The sequence below is a fragment of the Pseudomonas sp. ANT_H12B genome (assembly GCF_008369325.1).
Taxonomy (GTDB): domain Bacteria; phylum Pseudomonadota; class Gammaproteobacteria; order Pseudomonadales; family Pseudomonadaceae; genus Aquipseudomonas.
Genome location: NZ_VOBI01000005.1, coordinates 69422 through 86914 on the forward strand (window position 1 = coordinate 69422; position 17493 = coordinate 86914).

At 58.0% G+C, this 17493-nt stretch carries 19 protein-coding genes and 1 tRNA gene; 16 read left to right on the forward strand and 4 right to left on the reverse strand.

Annotation, left to right across the window (positions count from 1 at the left end):
- The first annotated feature begins 30 nt into the window (after positions 1–30).
- From aspS to nadA, 16 genes are all read left to right on the forward strand, one after another.
- Complete coding sequence (gene aspS / locus FQ185_RS09845) at positions 31–1806, forward strand: aspartate--tRNA ligase (protein ID WP_149417270.1); 1776 nt, start codon at positions 31–33, stop codon at positions 1804–1806.
- A gap of 119 nt (positions 1807–1925) precedes the next feature.
- Positions 1926–2672, forward strand: coding sequence for a YebC/PmpR family DNA-binding transcriptional regulator (locus tag FQ185_RS09850; RefSeq protein ID WP_149417271.1), 747 nt, complete (start codon positions 1926–1928; stop codon positions 2670–2672).
- Between the two features lie 151 nt (positions 2673–2823).
- Positions 2824–3348 (forward strand): crossover junction endodeoxyribonuclease RuvC, encoded by a 525-nt coding sequence (gene ruvC / locus FQ185_RS09855; RefSeq protein WP_059406065.1) that lies wholly within the window; start codon positions 2824–2826, stop codon positions 3346–3348.
- 115 nt (positions 3349–3463) lie between these two features.
- A complete protein-coding gene (gene ruvA, locus FQ185_RS09860) occupies positions 3464–4081 on the forward strand; it encodes a Holliday junction branch migration protein RuvA (RefSeq protein WP_149417272.1) in 618 nt (205 codons plus the stop codon).
- Positions 4082–5143 (forward strand): Holliday junction branch migration DNA helicase RuvB, encoded by a 1062-nt coding sequence (ruvB, locus tag FQ185_RS09865; protein WP_008147374.1) that lies wholly within the window; start codon positions 4082–4084, stop codon positions 5141–5143.
- A 127-nt stretch (positions 5144–5270) separates the two neighbouring features.
- Positions 5271–5738: a tol-pal system-associated acyl-CoA thioesterase gene (gene ybgC, locus FQ185_RS09870; RefSeq protein WP_149417273.1), complete on the forward strand. Its 468-nt coding sequence runs from the start codon at positions 5271–5273 to the stop codon at positions 5736–5738.
- Positions 5728–6423: a protein TolQ gene (tolQ, locus tag FQ185_RS09875; protein ID WP_046049659.1), complete on the forward strand. Its 696-nt coding sequence runs from the start codon at positions 5728–5730 to the stop codon at positions 6421–6423. The genes ybgC and tolQ overlap by 11 nt, the downstream gene beginning before the upstream one ends.
- Before the next feature lie 23 nt (positions 6424–6446).
- Positions 6447–6899, forward strand: a complete 453-nt coding sequence (tolR, locus tag FQ185_RS09880) for a protein TolR (protein ID WP_162556275.1) — start codon at positions 6447–6449, stop codon at positions 6897–6899.
- A complete protein-coding gene (gene tolA / locus FQ185_RS09885) occupies positions 6899–7978 on the forward strand; it encodes a cell envelope integrity protein TolA (protein WP_149417274.1) in 1080 nt (359 codons plus the stop codon). Before tolR ends, tolA begins: the two co-directional genes overlap by 1 nt.
- A 29-nt stretch (positions 7979–8007) precedes the next feature.
- Positions 8008–9276 (forward strand): Tol-Pal system beta propeller repeat protein TolB, encoded by a 1269-nt coding sequence (gene tolB, locus FQ185_RS09890; RefSeq protein ID WP_218575889.1) that lies wholly within the window; start codon positions 8008–8010, stop codon positions 9274–9276.
- A 52-nt stretch (positions 9277–9328) separates the two neighbouring features.
- Positions 9329–9826: a peptidoglycan-associated lipoprotein Pal gene (pal, locus tag FQ185_RS09895; RefSeq protein WP_003178634.1), complete on the forward strand. Its 498-nt coding sequence runs from the start codon at positions 9329–9331 to the stop codon at positions 9824–9826.
- Between the two features lie 6 nt (positions 9827–9832).
- The gene (gene ybgF, locus FQ185_RS09900) at positions 9833–10672 is read left to right on the forward strand and encodes a tol-pal system protein YbgF (protein WP_149417276.1); all 840 of its coding nucleotides are present in this window, start codon (positions 9833–9835) and stop codon (positions 10670–10672) included.
- Between the two features lie 165 nt (positions 10673–10837).
- Positions 10838–11485 (forward strand): 7-carboxy-7-deazaguanine synthase QueE, encoded by a 648-nt coding sequence (queE, locus tag FQ185_RS09905; protein ID WP_008072914.1) that lies wholly within the window; start codon positions 10838–10840, stop codon positions 11483–11485.
- Between the two features lies 1 nt (position 11486).
- Positions 11487–12179, forward strand: coding sequence for a 7-cyano-7-deazaguanine synthase QueC (queC, locus tag FQ185_RS09910; RefSeq protein WP_149417277.1), 693 nt, complete (start codon positions 11487–11489; stop codon positions 12177–12179).
- A gap of 63 nt (positions 12180–12242) precedes the next feature.
- Positions 12243–12318: transfer RNA gene (locus FQ185_RS09915), tRNA-Lys, on the forward strand.
- A 261-nt stretch (positions 12319–12579) separates the two neighbouring features.
- A complete protein-coding gene (gene nadA, locus FQ185_RS09920; protein ID WP_149417278.1) occupies positions 12580–13638 on the forward strand; it encodes a quinolinate synthase NadA in 1059 nt (352 codons plus the stop codon).
- A gap of 62 nt (positions 13639–13700) precedes the next feature.
- On the opposite strand, the gene FQ185_RS09925 is transcribed toward nadA, so the two are convergent.
- From FQ185_RS09925 to FQ185_RS09940, 4 genes are all read right to left on the reverse strand, one after another.
- A complete protein-coding gene (locus tag FQ185_RS09925) occupies positions 13701–14189 on the reverse strand; it encodes an RDD family protein (RefSeq protein ID WP_149417279.1) in 489 nt (162 codons plus the stop codon).
- Positions 14190–14286: 97 nt separating this feature from the next.
- Entirely contained in the window at positions 14287–14499 is a 213-nt protein-coding gene (locus FQ185_RS09930) for a cold-shock protein (protein ID WP_003175786.1), read from the reverse strand.
- A 392-nt stretch (positions 14500–14891) separates the two neighbouring features.
- Positions 14892–16016: a glycine cleavage system aminomethyltransferase GcvT gene (gene gcvT / locus FQ185_RS09935; RefSeq protein ID WP_149417280.1), complete on the reverse strand. Its 1125-nt coding sequence runs from the start codon at positions 16014–16016 to the stop codon at positions 14892–14894.
- 38 nt (positions 16017–16054) lie between these two features.
- Positions 16055–17431 carry an L-serine ammonia-lyase gene (locus FQ185_RS09940; protein ID WP_149417281.1) on the reverse strand — a complete coding sequence of 459 codons (1377 nt, stop codon included), beginning with the start codon at positions 17429–17431 and terminating at the stop codon, positions 16055–16057.
- Positions 17432–17493: the final 62 nt, after the last annotated feature.

The following is a 17493-nucleotide window of genomic DNA, read 5'->3' on the forward strand; positions in this document are numbered from 1 at the left end:
TTTCGAATTACGAGAAGTGAAACCACTACCATGATGCGCAGCCATTATTGCGGCCAACTGAACGAAAGCCTGGAAGGCCAGGAAATTACCCTTTGCGGATGGGTTCACCGTCGCCGTGACCACGGTGGGGTGATTTTCCTCGATATCCGTGATCGTGACGGTCTGGCCCAGGTGGTGTTCGACCCGGACCGCGCTGAAACCTTCGCCGCTGCCGATCGCGTGCGCAGCGAGTACGTGGTCAAGGTCACCGGCAAGGTTCGCCTGCGTCCGGCCGGTGCCGGCAACGTCAACATGGCGTCGGGCATGATCGAAGTGCTGGGCTACGAGCTGGAAGTACTGAACGAAGCGGAAACCCCGCCGTTCCCGCTCAACGAGTTCTCCGACGTCGGCGAAGAAACCCGCCTGCGTTATCGCTTCATCGACCTGCGCCGCCCGGAAATGCTCGAGAAGCTGCGTCTGCGCTCGCGCATGACCACCAGCATCCGTCGCTACCTGGACGAAAACGGCTTCCTCGACGTCGAGACGCCGATCCTGACTCGCGCTACGCCGGAAGGTGCTCGCGATTACCTGGTGCCGAGCCGTACTCACGCCGGTTCGTTCTTCGCCTTGCCGCAATCGCCGCAGCTGTTCAAGCAACTGCTGATGGTGGCCGGCTTCGATCGCTACTACCAGATTGCCAAATGCTTCCGCGACGAAGACCTGCGTGCCGACCGTCAGCCTGAGTTCACTCAGATCGACATCGAAACCAGCTTCCTCGATGAAAAAGACATCATTGGCATCACCGAAGGCATGATCCGCAACCTGTTCAAGGAAGTGCTGGATGTGGAATTCGGCGAATTCCCGCACATGACCTGGGACGAGGCCATGCGCCGTTACGGTTCCGACAAGCCGGACCTGCGTAACCCGCTGGAACTGGTTGACGTTGCCGATCAGCTGAAAGAAGTCGACTTCAAAGTCTTCAGCGGTCCTGCCAACGACCCGAAATGCCGCGTTGCCGCCTTGCGCGTTCCTGGCGCAGCGAGCATGCCGCGCAAGCAGATCGACGACTACACCAAGTTCGTCGGCATCTACGGTGCCAAGGGCCTGGCGTACATCAAGGTCAACGAGCGCGCCAAAGGCGTCGAAGGCCTGCAATCGCCGATCGTCAAGAACATCCCTGAAGCCAACCTCAATGTGATCCTTGATCGCGTTGGCGCGGTTGACGGCGACATCGTGTTCTTCGGCGCCGACAAAGCCAAGATCGTCAGCGAAGCCCTGGGCGCGCTGCGGATCAAGGTCGGTAACGATCTGAACCTGCTGACTTGTCAGTGGGCGCCGATGTGGGTGGTCGACTTCCCGATGTTCGAAGAGAACGAAGACGGCAGCTTCGCGGCCTTGCATCACCCGTTCACCGCGCCGAAGTGCACCCCGGAAGAACTGGAAGCCAACCCGGCGACCGCTCTGTCCCGTGCCTACGACATGGTACTGAACGGCACCGAGTTGGGTGGCGGCTCGATCCGTATCCACCGCAAGGAAATGCAACAGTCGGTATTCCGTCTGCTGGGTATCAGTGAAGCGGAACAGGAAGAAAAATTCGGCTTCCTGCTCGACGCCCTGAAATACGGCGCGCCGCCGCACGGTGGTTTGGCCTTCGGTCTGGACCGTCTGGTGATGCTGATGACCGGCGCCCAGTCGATCCGTGAAGTGATCGCCTTCCCGAAAACCCAGAGCGCGGCTTGCGTCATGACTCAGGCACCGGGTGTGGTAGATGCCAAGGCACTGCGCGAATTGCACATTCGTTTGCGCGAAACGCCAAAGGCTGAGTAAGGCTGACCATAAAGGCGCATCCTTTGGGATGCGCCTTTTCTTTAGGTCGAGATTTTTTGTTGCTGGCCGGCGTGAAGAAGCGCAGCGGGCAATGTTTCAAAGAGAATTCGGAGCGAGATATGGCGGGTCATTCCAAGTGGGCGAACATCAAGCACCGCAAAGAACGTCAGGATGCCAAGAAGGGCAAGATTTTCACCAAGTGGATTCGTGAGCTGACGGTTGCGGCCCGTCAGGGCGGCGCTGATCCGGGTTCAAACCCGCGTCTGCGTCTGGCGCTGGACAAGGCCCTTGGTGCGAACATGAGCCGCGACATCATCGATCGCGCGGTTGCCCGCGGTGCCGGTGCGGCCGACACCGACGACATGGTCGAACTGAGCTACGAAGGTTATGGCCCGGGCGGCGTGGCGGTAATGGTCGAGTGCATGACCGATAACCGCAATCGCACTGCAGCGGCTGTTCGCCATGCGTTCAGCAAGTGCGGCGGCAACCTCGGTACCGACGGTTCGGTGGCTTATCTGTTTGAGCGCAAGGGGCAGATCTCTTTCGCGCCGGGCGTTGATGAAGACGCGCTGATGGAAGCGGCCATGGAAGCCGACGCTGATGATGTGGTGACCCACGAAGACGGTTCCATCGACGTGTTTACCTCGTTCGCCAGCTTCTATTCGGTGCGTAACACGCTGGAAGCGGCTGGTTTCAAAGGTGACGACGCGGAAATCGTCATGCTGCCGACCACCAGTGCCGAACTGGACCTGGAAGGCGCCGAGAAGGTGCTCAAGCTGATCGACATGCTCGAAGACCTGGATGACGTGCAGAACGTCTACTCCAACGCGGACATTCCGGAATCGGTAGCGGCACAGCTGGGTTAAGGGCGACTAAGATCTATGTGGGAGCTGGCTTGCCTGCGATGGCATCACCTCGGTTTATCAGACAGACCGAGTGATGCCATCGCAGGCAAGCCAGCTCCCACAGTTATTTCGCTGTATTGAATATCGTGCTTTTACTGAACCCGCAGGCGTTATGACTTTAATTCTTGGTATCGACCCCGGTTCGCGCATCACCGGTTATGGCGTGGTACGCGATACCGGGCGTGGCTGCGTGTATGTGGCGTCGGGCTGCATTCGCACCGGCTCCGGCGAGCTGCACGAACGCCTGCAAATCGTCTATCGCGGCGTGCGCGAAGTCATCCAGACCTACGGCCCGGTGACCATGGGTATCGAAAAGGTCTTCATGGCGCGCAATGCCGACTCTGCCCTGAAGCTCGGTCAGGCTCGCGGCGCGGCCATCGTCGCCGGCGCGGAAGAAGCCCTGGAGATCGCCGAGTACACCGCGACCCAGGTCAAGCAGGCAGTCACCGGCACCGGCGCGGCGAATAAAGAGCAGGTGCAAATGATGGTCATGCACATGCTGAAACTGACCAGCAAGCCGCAAATCGATGCTTCGGATGCCCTGGCCATTGCCATTTGCCATGCTCACACCCGTTCCAGCCTGTTGCCTCATGGCCTGGGCACGGCACGCAGTCGTGGCGGGCGCCTGCGTCTCTGATAGCATCAGCAATCATTTTTTATGGAATGAGGGTTTTGCGCCTGTGTCGTCGGCGCAAAACCCTTGTTCTGTCAGTCGCCAGCACTGATCTGGCCAACGCTCAAGGATCTGAAACGTGATTGGACGCTTGCGCGGCACACTGGCTGAGAAACAGCCGCCGCACCTGATTCTGGATGTAAACGGTCTGGGGTATGAGCTGGAAGTGCCCATGACCACGCTGTATCGCTTGCCGTCGGTCGGTGAACCGCTGACCTTGCACACCCATTTGGTCGTACGCGAAGACGCGCAGTTACTCTATGGCTTCTTCGGCAAGCGTGAGCGAGACTTTTTTCGCGAGTTGATCCGTCTTAATGGTGTGGGACCGAAATTGGCCCTGGCCTTGATGTCGAGCCTGGAAGTCGACGAACTGGTCCGCTGCGTACAGTCCCAGGACACCTCGGCGCTCACCAAGGTGCCGGGCGTGGGCAAGAAGACTGCCGAACGTTTGCTGGTGGAACTCAAGGATCGCTTCAAGGCCTGGGAAACTGTGCCGGCGATGTTCGCCCTGGTGCCAAACCAGCCGGGTGGCCCGGATGCCCTGGCCCCGGTGGCCACCGCCGAAAATGACGCGGTCAGCGCGCTGATCTCTCTGGGCTACAAGCCTCAGGAAGCCAGCAAGGCGATTTCCGCGATCAAGGAGAAAGGTTTGAGCAGTGAAGACATGATTCGTCGTGCGCTGAAGGGAATGATCTAAGTGATTGAAGCTGATCGTCTGATTGCCGCCACGCCCGGCCCTCGCGACCGCGAGGAAGTCCAGGACCGGGCGATTCGCCCTGTCAGCCTGGCCGAATACATTGGCCAGCCGACCGTTCGCGAGCAAATGGAGCTGTTCATCCAGGCTGCCCGCGGGCGCAATGAATCCCTGGACCACACGCTGATTTTCGGCCCGCCAGGTCTGGGTAAAACCACCCTGGCCAACATCATCGCCCAGGAAATGGGGGTCTCGATCAAGAGCACCTCGGGCCCCGTGCTTGAACGTCCGGGCGACCTGGCGGCGCTGTTGACCAACCTTGAGCCTCACGACGTGCTGTTCATCGACGAAATCCATCGGCTGTCGCCAATCGTCGAAGAAGTGTTGTACCCGGCCATGGAAGATTTCCAGCTCGACATCATGATTGGTGAGGGGCCGGCTGCGCGTTCGATCAAGCTTGATCTGCCACCGTTCACGCTAGTGGGTGCGACGACGCGGGCCGGGATGCTGACCAATCCATTGCGCGACCGTTTCGGGATCGTCCAGCGCCTGGAGTTCTACAACACAGCTGACCTTGCAACCATTGTCAGCCGTTCGGCGAATATCCTCGGCTTGCCGCTGGACCCGGAAGGCGCTTTCGAAATCGCCCGCCGTGCCCGTGGGACCCCGCGAATTGCCAACCGCTTGCTGCGCCGGGTGCGCGATTTCGCCGAAGTTCGCGCCAAGGGGCACATCACTAAACCGATCGCTGACCTGGCGCTGAACCTGCTGGATGTCGATGAACGTGGTTTTGATCACCAGGACAGACGTCTGTTGTTGACCATGATCGAGAAGTTCGACGGTGGCCCGGTCGGTGTCGATAGCCTTGCTGCGGCCATCAGTGAAGAGCGCCACACCATTGAAGACGTGCTGGAGCCATACCTGATCCAGCAGGGCTACATCATGCGCACACCCCGGGGCCGGGTGGTGACGCGGCATGCGTACCTGCACTTCGGTTTAAACATTCCGTCACGATTGGGCGAGATGCCCGTGGTAGACGAGTTCCTCGATGCCGTGGACGATTAATTAACCTTTGCGTGCTGAATTTTCGGGCATTGTGCTGTCCTAGGACCGTACTTTTGCGAGAAAGCCGCAGAACAATGAAAAACAGTTGCCTGGCCGGATTGGCAACCTGAGGAGTAAGCACTAGAGTATGCGCGCGCAAAACGGGCTTGAGCCTTTCGCACATCGTTGTCGCGTTTATTACGAGGACACCGATGCGGGCGGTATCGTGTATTACGTTAATTACCTCAAGTTTATGGAACGGGCTCGAACCGAGCGGCTCCGGGAGCTGGGCTTTGCCCAATCCCAGCTGGCAGGGGAGGACCTGTTGTTCGTCGTGCATTCCAGCGAAGCGCGTTACCACGCGCCGGCGCGACTGGATGACGAGCTGCTGGTAAGCGCTGAAGTAATCGAATTGAACCGTGCCAGCCTGCGCTTCAAACAGCAGGTCAGGCGGGCTACGGATAATGCGCTGCTCTGTGAAGGGCAGTTTTTGGTGGCCTGTGTGCGCACTGACAGTCTAAAACCCCGGGCCATTCCCGAAGCTCTACGTGCGGCCTTTGCCGACGTGAGCGGCGCGGGTACACACTCAAAGCAGGAGATAAAGCGTGGAAGCTAACGTCGTCGACCATTCCTCCATGTGGAGCCTGGTCAGCAATGCCAGTATCGTGGTGCAACTGGTAATGCTGATCCTGGTAGCCGCATCCGTGACCTCATGGATCATGATCTTTCAGCGCAGCAATCTGCTGCGCGCCGGTCGACGTGCCCTGGAGAGCTTCGAGGAGCGCTTCTGGTCGGGTATCGACCTGTCCAAGCTCTACCGTCAGGCCGGCAGTAACCCTGATCCGGATTCGGGCGTCGAGCAGATCTTCCGTGCCGGCTTCAAGGAATTTTCCCGTCTGCGTCAGCAGCCAGGCGTTGACCCGGAAGCGGTCATGGAAGGCGTGGCCCGTGCCATGCGCGTTGCGATCTCCCGCGAAGAAGAAAAGCTCGAGCAGAGCCTGCCGTTCCTCGCGACCGTCGGTTCTGTCAGCCCGTACATCGGTCTGTTCGGTACGGTCTGGGGCATCATGAACTCCTTCCGTGGTCTGGCCACTGCCCAGCAAGCGACCCTCGCCACCGTGGCCCCGGGTATCGCCGAAGCACTGATCGCGACCGCGATCGGTCTGTTTGCTGCCATCCCGGCCGTTATCGCTTACAACCGTTTTGCTGCCCGCAGCGAAACCCTGCTGAGCCGTTACTACACCTTCGCCGATGAATTCCAGGCGATCCTGCACCGCAAAGTGCACACCAGCGAAGAATAAGCAGGTAATTTCCAATGGCTTTAATCGCTCGAGCTCGCAAAAAGCGCAAGCCGGTCGCCGAGATGAACGTAGTGCCTTACATCGACGTGATGCTGGTACTGCTGGTCATCTTCATGGTGACCGCGCCGATGCTCAATCAGGGCGTGAAAGTTGATCTGCCCAAGGTTTCCAGCGAAGCCTTGCCGCAGGACAACAACACCCAGGTCCTGACCATTTCGATCAAGTCTGACAAGACCTACTACTGGAACCTTGGCAGCGAAGTCGACACCGAAAAGCAGCAGGACAAGGCCATGACCTTGCCGCAGATGACCGACGCCGTGACCAAGATCATTCGCGCCGGTACTGAAGGCGGCAAGCGCACCCAGGTGTTCATCCGCGGCGACAAGACCGTCGATTACGGTTCCGTCATGGGCGCCATGGGCGGACTGCAGAAAGCCGGGGTCGGTAATGTTGGCTTGATTACCGAGGCACCCTGATGCAGCAAATGCGAGAGCCGTCCGCCTCGGAAAGCTACTTCTGGCCTAGTGTCTGGGCGCTTGTCTTGCACGTGCTGGTTTTCGGCATGCTGTTCGTCAGTTTCGCCTTCACACCGGAGCTGCCGCCTGCCAAGCCAATTGTCCAGGCAACCCTGTACCAGCTGAAATCGAAAAGTCAGGCGACCACCCAGACCAATCAGAAGATTGCGGGTGAGGCGAAGAAGTCTGCTGCGCGCCAGACTGAAGTCGAACAGATGGAACAGAAAAAGATCGAACAGGAAGCGATCAAAGCCGCGGAACAAAAGAAGGAAGATGCGGCTCAAAAAGCCGAAGAATCCAAGAAGGCTGACGAGACGAAGAAAGCGGATGAGGCAAAAAAGGCTGATGAAGCCAAGAAAGCCGATGAAGCGAAGAAAACTGCCGAAGCCAAAAAGGTCGAAGAGAAACAATTGGCTGATATAGCCAAGAAGAAATCGGAAGAAGAAGCCAAGAAAGCCGCTGAAGAAGAGGCCAAGAAAGCGGCCGCTGAAGAAGCCAAGAAGAAGATTGTCGAAGACGCGAAGAAGAAAGCCGCGGAAGACGCCAAGAAGAAATCTGAAGCTGAAGAGGCGAAGAAGAAAGTCGCCGAAGATGCGAAGAAGAAAGCGGCTGCCGATGCCGCGAAGAAAAAATCGCAGGAAGCGGCACGTAAATCGGTCGAAGATAAAAAGGCTCAGGCCCTGGCAGACTTGCTTTCCGATACGCCGCAGCGTCAGCAGGCCCTGGCGGATGAGCAAGGTGATGAGGTCGCGGGTAACTTCGACGATCTGATTCGCTCGCGCGCTTCTGAAGGTTGGGCGCAGCCACCGTCGGCCCGCAAGGGCATGAAAGTGATCCTGCAGATCAGCATGCTGCCTGACGGAACGATCTCCGGCGTATCGGTTGCCCGTTCCAGTGGTGATGTGCCGTTCGACAGTTCAGCGGTAGCGGCAGTAAAAAATATTGGTCGTTTGACCGAAATGCAGGGTCTGAAGCCAGCTGATTTCGCACCCTATCGTTCATTCAAGATGACATTCACACCTGAGGATCTAGCCTTGTGAGAAACCTTCTTCGAGGACTGTTTGTAGTCATGCTCTGCTTTGCAGGACTGGCCATGGCAGAAGAAAAAAATATCCTGGTCAGCAGTGGTAGCTCCCAGGCAACTCCGATTGCTGTCGTACCGTTCGGCTTCCAGGGTGGCACCGTGCTGCCGGACGACATGTCCGAAATCATCGGCAATGACCTGCGCAACTCGGGTTACTACGCGCCGATTCCAAAGCAGAACATGATCAGCCAGCCGAGCCAGGCCAGCGAAATCATTTTCCGTGACTGGAAGGCGGTAGGCGCCCAGTACATTATGGTTGGCAGTATCGTTCCAGCGGGCGGTCGCCTGCAGGTTCAATACGCTCTGTTCAACGTCGCCACCGAGCAGCAAGTGCTGACCGGCAGCGTGTCGGGCAGCATCGATCAACTGCGCGACATGTCGCACTACATCGCCGACCAGTCGTTCGAAAAACTCACCGGTATCAAAGGTGCGTTCTCGACTCGCCTGCTATACGTGACGGCCGAGCGTTTTTCCGAGAAGAACACTCGCTACACGCTGCAACGTTCGGACTATGACGGTGCCCGCGCCGTGACACTGCTGCAATCGCGCGAGCCAATTCTGTCACCGCGTTTCGCACCGGATGGCAAGCGCATCGCTTATGTGTCGTTTGAGCAGAAGCGTCCGCGCATCTTCATGCAGAACATCGACACCGGTCGCCGTGAACAGATCACTAACTTCGAAGGCCTGAACGGTGCGCCAGCATGGTCGCCGGATGGTCAGCGACTGGCATTCGTACTGTCGAAAGACGGTAACCCGGACATCTATGTGATGAACCTGGGTTCGCGTCAGATCACTCGTGTTACCAAAGGTCCCGGCATCAACACCGAGCCGTTCTGGGGTAAAGATGGTTCGACCATCTACTTCACTTCCGACCGTGGCGGCAAGCCACAGATCTATAAAACCAGCGTCGGTGGTGGCGGTGCGGAGCGAGTGACCTTCATCGGTAACTACAACGCCAACCCTAAGCTTTCGGCTGACGAAAAGACCCTGGTGATGATTCACCGCCAGGAGGGCTTCACCAATTTCAAGGTGGCAGCCCAGGATTTGCAGCGAGGTAGTGTAAAGATCCTCACTGATAGCACTCTGGACGAGTCGCCTACTGTTGCGCCCAACGGCACCATGGTAATCTACGCCACCCGCCAGCAGGGCCGGGGAGTCTTGATGCTCGTGTCCATTAATGGACGCGTAAGGCTCCCGCTTCCTACCGCACAAGGCGAAGTCAGAGAACCTTCCTGGTCCCCTTACCTGAACTGACGCGGCGCTATACGTTTTACTTAACACACTGGGGTTCATTAGGAGTTTTACGATGGAAATGCTGAAGTTTGGTAAATTTGCTGCGCTGGCTCTGGCCATGGCTGTAGCTGTAGGTTGCTCGTCCAAAGGCGGCGACAACGCCGGTGAAGGCGCTGTTGATCCAAACGCTGGTTACGGCGCAAACACTGGTGCCGTTGACGGTTCCCTGAGCGAAGAAGCTGCTCTGCGCGCAATCACCACCTTCTACTTCGAATACGACAGCTCGGACCTGAAGCCAGAAGCCATGCGCGCTCTGGACGTTCACGCCAAAGACCTGAAAGCAAACGGCGCTCGCGTTGTTCTGGAAGGCAACACCGACGAACGTGGTACTCGTGAGTACAACATGGCACTGGGCGAGCGTCGTGCGAAAGCCGTTCAGCGCTACCTGGTACTGCAAGGTGTTTCCCCAGCTCAGCTGGAATTGGTTTCCTACGGCGAAGAGCGTCCAGTTGCTACCGGCAACGACGAGCAGTCCTGGGCTCAAAACCGTCGCGTCGAACTGCGTAAGTAATTCGTCATGCGAACGTGCCGTCGTGCTGTAACTGTTCTGGCTCTCAGCCTCGCACCGCTTGCGGTGTGGGCTGCGGTTCCTGTGGTCGATAACGACTCCGGCTATAACAATAGCGGGAGCAATAATCCGCCTGCAGGTTACGGTACGAACGGCGCCTATGCCGGGGGAGGGGTTTCGGCCCCTGTCTCGGCACAGGGCGAGCTGTTCAACCAGCTCCAATCAATGCAGGATCAGCTCTCACGCCAACAAGGTGTGATCGAAGTTCTGCAAAATGATGTAGCGCGCATGAAGCAAGAAAACCTGGAGCGATATCAGGATCTTGATCGGCGCATAGGAACCGGCGTTGCACCAGCCGCGACTCCTGATAATTCTTCCACCGGCGGCAGTTTGAACGCCCCCGGTGCTGCAGCGGGCGCAGGTGCAGGAGCGGCAGCCGCTCAAGCACCCGCCGCGGGTAGCGAACCGGCTGACCCGGCGAAAGAAAAACTGTACTACGATGCAGCCTTCGATCTGATCAATGCCAAGGATTTCGACAAGGCCAGTCAGGCTTTTGCCGCATTCCTGCGCAAATACCCGAACAGCCAATACGCGGGCAACGCCCAGTACTGGTTGGGCGAAGTGAACCTGGCCAAAGGCGATCTGCAAGGTGCAGGTCAGGCATTTGCCAAGGTTTCGCAGCTGTACCCTAAGCACCCTAAAGTGCCTGATTCGCTGTACAAGCTCGCTGATGTGGAGCGCCGCCTGGGACATCCCGACAAGGTCAAAGGCATTCTGCAACAGGTCGTGTCCCAATATCCGGGCACTTCCGCCGCTCAGCTGGCCCAGCGTGATCTGCAGAAAATGTAAGGCAGTTTGACCCGTTTCGAAGAAACCCGCGCTTGTCGCGGGTTTTTTCGTTAGAATTCACCCCCTTTTTTGAAACACGCTTTTTGGGATCTGCGCATTGGCGGGGTTCCTCAAAGTGCCTGACGGAGGCGGACAGCCTGTTTAGCTGTTACGCCCGTGGCGACTATGCAAGACACATTGAGAATTACCGAAGTTTTCTACTCGTTGCAGGGTGAAACGCGGACTGCCGGGCTGCCCACTGTTTTTGTGCGCCTGACCGGTTGCCCATTGCGTTGCCAGTACTGCGACAGCGCCTACGCGTTCACTGGCGGCACCATTCGTACCCTCGACGACATCCTTGAGCAAGTAGCCGGTTTTCGTCCGCGTTACGTCTGCGTCACGGGCGGTGAGCCCCTGGCGCAACCCAACGCCATCCCATTGCTCAAGCAACTGTGCGACGCCGGATACGAAGTGTCGCTGGAAACCAGCGGCGCTCTGGACATCTCTGCGGTCGATCCACGGGTCAGTCGCGTTGTCGATCTGAAAACCCCGGGTTCGAAAGAAGCCCACCGCAACCGCTACGAGAACATCGAACTGCTCACGCCCAACGATCAGGTGAAGTTTGTCATCTGCTCGCGGGAAGACTATGACTGGGCCGTGTCCAAGCTGATTCAGTACGGTCTGGATCAGCGTGCCGGCGAAGTCCTGTTCTCACCAAGTCACCATGACCTGAACGCTCGGGACCTGGCGGACTGGGTGGTGGCGGACAACCTGCCAGTGCGTCTGCAATTGCAGTTGCATAAATATCTTTGGAATGACGAGCCGGGGCGCTGAAATGACTGAACAACTGAACACTGCTGAAAAACGTGCGGTCATCCTGCTGTCCGGTGGACTGGACTCCGCCACCGTCGTGGCCATGGCCCGAGCCGAAGGCTATCGCTGCTACACCATGAGCTTCGATTACGGTCAGCGCTCACAGGCTGAACTGCACGCCGCTGAGCGTGTTGCCCGGGATCTGGGTGTGGTCGAACACAAGGTGATCGGTCTGAACTTGAATGGCATCGGCGGCTCGGCGTTGACCGACAGCAGCATCGACGTGCCGCAAGAGGCAGGAGAAGGCATTCCGGTGACTTACGTGCCGGCGCGCAACACGGTGTTTCTGTCACTCGCGCTGGGTTGGGCCGAAGTGCTGGGCGCGCGTGACATCTTTATCGGTGTGAACGCCGTGGATTACTCCGGTTACCCGGACTGCCGTCCAGAGTTCATCGAGTCCTTCGAGCGCATGGCCAATCTGGCGACCAAGGCCGGTGTTGAAGGGAATGGCTTCCGTATCCAGGCGCCCCTGCAGAACCTGAGCAAGGCGCAAATCGTCCAGGCCGGGGTGAAGCTTGGCGTGGATTACGGGCTGACCGTTTCCTGCTATCAGGCTGACGATAACGGCCGTGCGTGCGGCAAATGCGACAGCTGCCGACTGCGCGCGGAAGGCTTTGCGGCAGCCGGAATCAGCGATCCAACCCCTTATTTTTGATTTATTACAAATTAGGTGTTGAATAGTCCTTAAAAATCAGTATTATACGCGCCACCACACAGCGGGTCGTTAGCTCAGTTGGTAGAGCAGTTGGCTTTTAACCAATTGGTCGTAGGTTCGAATCCCACACGACCCACCATTTTAAAAAATCTGGAAGGCCCACGTAAGTGAGGATTTCCGGGTTTTTTTTTGCCCGCGATTTGAGGTCATCTCAGTCCGGGGCTGCATCGCGTGACGCAGGTCAGAATCATCTTTTGCATCCACGGGATATTCTGTAGCCTTGCGCAGCTTCAACGCTGTCCGTGCCTGATGATACTCACTCTCCCGGCGGTACCCTGAAGGGTCCGGAGCCGGGTGTATACTCGACTTTCGCGCGAAAGCGCCTGCAGGTCTTGCGAATATGACGCAGATTTCTGAACGCCTTCTGGTTCAAGCCCACCTCGACGCCAAGCAGCCCAAGCCGCTGACAGCCGACGAGGAGGCTTATTACCGTGCCGCCATCGCTGCCGAGCTCAAAGCTCAGGACGCGGTGCTGGTTGCTCACTTCTATTGCGATCCGGTCATTCAGGCCCTGGCCGAAGAAACCGGTGGCTGTGTCTCCGACTCGCTGGAGATGGCCCGCTTCGGTAACGCCCACCCGGCCAAGACCGTGGTGGTCGCCGGCGTGAAGTTCATGGGCGAAACCGCCAAAATCCTCAATCCCGAAAAACGCGTGCTGATGCCGACCCTGGAAGCAACCTGCTCGCTGGATCTGGGTTGCTCTGTCGATGAATTCTCGGCGTTCTGTGATCAGCACCCGGAACGTACGGTGGTGGTGTATGCCAACACCTCGGCGGCGGTCAAGGCGCGGGCGGATTGGGTGGTGACTTCAAGCTGCGCGCTGGAAATCGTCGAAAGCCTAATGGATAACGGCGAAACCATTATCTGGGCCCCCGACAAGCACCTGGGCACTTATATCCAGCGCAAGACCGGTGCCGACATGCTGCTATGGGACGGTGCCTGCATCGTTCACGAAGAGTTCAAGTCCAAACAGCTCGAAGACATGAAGGCGCTGTACCCGGACGCAGCGATTCTGGTGCACCCGGAGTCGCCGACGTCGGTGATCGAGTTGGCGGATGCCGTCGGCTCCACCAGTCAGTTGATTGCGGCAGCGCAGAGCCTGCCAAACAAGACCTTTATCGTCGCCACTGATCGCGGCATTTTCTACAAGATGCAGCAGCTGTGCCCGGACAAGGTCTTCATCGAAGCGCCAACGGCCGGTAACGGCGCAGCATGCCGCAGTTGCGCACATTGCCCGTGGATGGCGATGAATACCCTTGAGCGCACGCTGAAGAGCTTGAAGGAGGGGACTAACGAGATCTTTGTTGATCCTGCGCTGATTCCACAAGCGATTCGGCCGCTCAAGCGCATGCTCGACTTCACCCAGGCAGCGCGGATGAAACTGGCCGGCAACGCCTGATTCGCCGACGGTGAGCCAAAAAAACGCCCCGATTTTGTCGGGGCGTTTTTGCATCTGCTGGATTACTTGGTTTTCTTTGGAATCCGCACGAGCTGGGTATTGGAATACATGTCATGCCAGCTGCGCTTCTGTTGGTCGAACAGTGACCAGATGAATCCCAGGCCGACGCACAGTAGCGAAGCGATCGATACCACAAAACGCAGCAGTGCCTGCCACAGGCTAATGGAAGAGCCGTCGGCGTTCTGCACGCGGATGCACCACACCTGCATCCCCAGAGTCTGGCCGGACCAAGTCCAGAACTTGGCAAAGAAGCCGAACAACACGAACAGCAGCACCGTCGACAGCAACGGATCACCGTCCAGTGCGCCGGCCTCGGTCAGGGTGCGCATTTTGTCTTCGCCGATGATCGCCATCTGGATCACCTTGTAAATGCCGCTGGTGACGATCAGCAGGGCGGTACACAACAAGAAGTCATAGAACATCGCTGCCAGACGACGACCCAGGCCAGCGGCAGGAAATTCGCCCTGGGGATTCAGCAGGTGTTTCGACATGGCAGGACTCTCGGCGGAAAAAGAAGCCATTTTACGGGTTTACGCGCACAAAAAAGCCCCTGATGTCAGCATCAGGGGCTTTTTCGTTACAGAAGATTTAGGCTTCTGCTTGTACTTCGTCAGCCTGCATGCCTTTCTGGCCTTGCACAGCAACGAAAGTCACTTTCTGGCCTTCTTTCAGGCTTTTGAAGCCGTTGCCCTGAATAGCGCGGAAATGCACGAACAGATCCGGACCGCTTTCTGGAGTGATAAAACCAAAACCTTTCTCGTCGTTAAACCACTTGACGGTACCGCTCTGACGTTGGGACATTTCTTATTTCCTTTGACGCTAAAAATTAATGACAGCCTCCTTCTCATGAAAGAGTACTGGGGCTGGTTGCAGGAGAGTAAGAAGACGTCGAACGGGATGTAGCTAACTTGTAGGCTACTGCCCAGGTCACGATTCCAAGCGACCCATGCAAACACAGTGAACAAACTCTACGCCAACTACGGGAGAAAAAACAAGCCCTGTAAAAGGCCCGGATTTGCTCAGGTTGGTGGCGTTTTGGCGCCAACTAGTACTGGCTTATGCGATAGAGGTGTTCAATTGTTTTCGATCGTTATAAGCCAAGTTCGTAATCGAAGGTATGCACTGTTTTATGGCGGTTGCGTTACACATTAGTGCACTGTTAACGCAACCGCGTTACTTATAGAAACAGTCAATCAGCCACGATAGTAGCGTTGTGGAACAAATGGCATTTTGCTTACGAGCAAAGGCACCTTTTTTCCACGAACAATCGCCCACACCGGCGTATCCATTGCGATGTAAGCGCTGTCGACGTAACCCATGGCCAGCGGACCACCCAGGGTCGGGCCGAAACCGCCGCTGCAGACGCTACCGATGATGTCGCCTGCTTCATTGACGATCTCTGCACCTTCGCGCACCGGTGTGCGTTCCTGAGGCAACAGACCAACGCGTTTACGGCTGACACCGGCTTGTTGTTGCCCGAACACGGTTTCAGCGCCAGGGAAGCCGCCGGCACGTGCGCCATCGGCACGGCGCGGCTTGGAGATGGCCCACAGCAGGCTTGCTTCAATGGGGGTGGTCTCGGTGTTCATGTCATGGCCGTAGAGGCACAAGCCGGCTTCCAGGCGCAGCGAGTCGCGAGCGCCAAGGCCGATGGCCGCCACTTCAGGTTCGGCCAGCAGTGCGCGAGCCAGGGCTTCGGCGCTGGCGGCCGGCACCGAGATTTCGAAACCGTCTTCACCGGTGTAACCGGAACGGCTGACAAAGCAGTCCACACCCAGCAGCTTCACGCGAGCGAACTGCATGAAAGTCATCTTCGCAACTTCAGGCGCAAGACGCACGAGCACGGTAACGGCTGCCGGTCCTTGCAATGCCAGCAACGCGCGCTCTTCGAACAGCGGCTCGATGGTGCACTGGTCGCCAATCTGCTTGCGCAGATGCGCCAGGTCCTGATCCTTGCAAGCGGCGTTGACCACCAGAAACAATTCGTCGTTACCGAGGTTGGCGACCATCAGGTCGTCGAGGATGCCACCGGTCTCGTTGGTGAACATCGCATAGCGCTGCATGCCCACCGGCAGATCGATGATGTCTACTGGCACCAGGGTTTCCAGGGCCTTGGCGGCGTTGGCGCCGGTCAAGCGGATCTGGCCCATGTGCGAGACATCGAACAGCCCGGCCTGATCACGGGTGTGCTGGTGTTCCTTCATCACGCCCAACGGGTATTGCACCGGCATGTCGTAGCCGGCGAACGGCACCATGCGGGCGCCGAGTTCGATGTGCAGTGCGTGCAGCGGGGTTTTCAGCAATTGTTCGGTGGACATGTTCAGCTCCTGAAAAAGTGTGCAGATGCGCGTGAGCATCAGCACTCGATAATGTTGACCGCCAAACCGCCACGGGCGGTTTCCTTGTATTTGCTTTTCATATCGGCGCCGGTCTGGCGCATGGTGCGGATGACCTTGTCGAGGGAGACGAAGTGCTGACCGTCGCCGCGCAGGGCCATGCGCACCGCGTTGATCGCCTTGACCGAACCCATCGCGTTGCGCTCGATGCAAGGCACTTGCACCAGCCCGCCAATCGGGTCGCAGGTCAGGCCGAGGTTATGTTCCATGCCAATTTCCGCGGCGTTTTCCACTTGCTGCACGGTGCCTCCAAGGACCTCGCACAAGGCGCCGGCGGCCATGGAACACGCCACGCCGACTTCACCCTGACAGCCAACTTCGGCGCCGGAGATCGAGGCGTTTTCCTTATAGAGAATGCCGATCGCGGCCGCGGTCAGCAGAAAACGCACGACGCCATCTTCATTGGCGCCAGGGATGAAGCGCATGTAGTAATGCAACACAGCGGGGACGATGCCTGCCGCGCCGTTAGTAGGCGCAGTCACCACGCGCCCGCCGTTGGCGTTTTCTTCGTTGACTGCCAACGCGTAGAGGTTGACCCAGTCCAGCACAGACAGCGGGTCGCGCAGTGACGATTCCGGGTTCTTGCACAGTTGCCGATGCAGCGCCGCTGCACGACGTTTAACCTTCAAACCACCCGGCAGGATGCCTTCGTTGCGGCAACCGGCGTCGACGCAATCCTGCATGACTTGCCAGATTTTCAGCAGACCGGCGCGGGTTTCCGCTTCCGGGCGCCAGGCACTTTCGTTGGTCAGCATCACCTGGCTGATCGACAGACCATAGGTGGCGCAGTGACCGAGCAAGTCCTTGGCACTTTTGAACGGGAAGGTCAGCGGTGTGGCGTCTTCGACGATGCGGTCGGCGCCGGCGGCGTCTTCATCGACCACAAAACCGCCGCCGACCGAATAGTACTCGCGGCTGCGGATTTGCAAACCCGCTGCGTCGAACGCGCGAAAAATCATGCCGTTGGGGTGATAGGCCAAGGGTTTGCGGATCATCGCCAAATGTTCTTTCTCGTTGAACGCAATACTGTGTTCGCCGAGCAGGTTCAAGCGACCATTGCCGCGAATCTCTTGCAGACGGGCGGCGACGGTTTCGGTGTTCACGGTGTCCGGGTGTTCGCCTTCCAGACCCAGCAATACAGCCTTGTCGCTGCCGTGGCCTTTGCCGGTGGCACCGAGTGATCCGTAGAGCTCGACTTTGACGCAGGTGGTTACAGCCAGTAGCCCTTCACGGCGCAAGCCTTCGGCGAAACGGGCAGCAGCACGCATCGGACCGACGGTATGGGAGCTGGAGGGGCCGATGCCAATCTTGAACAGGTCGAACACGCTTAACGACATGGTTGTTCTCCGGTTTCTTGTTATAGGAATTGGCGGAAATCTTTTGACTAAATACGATCCCA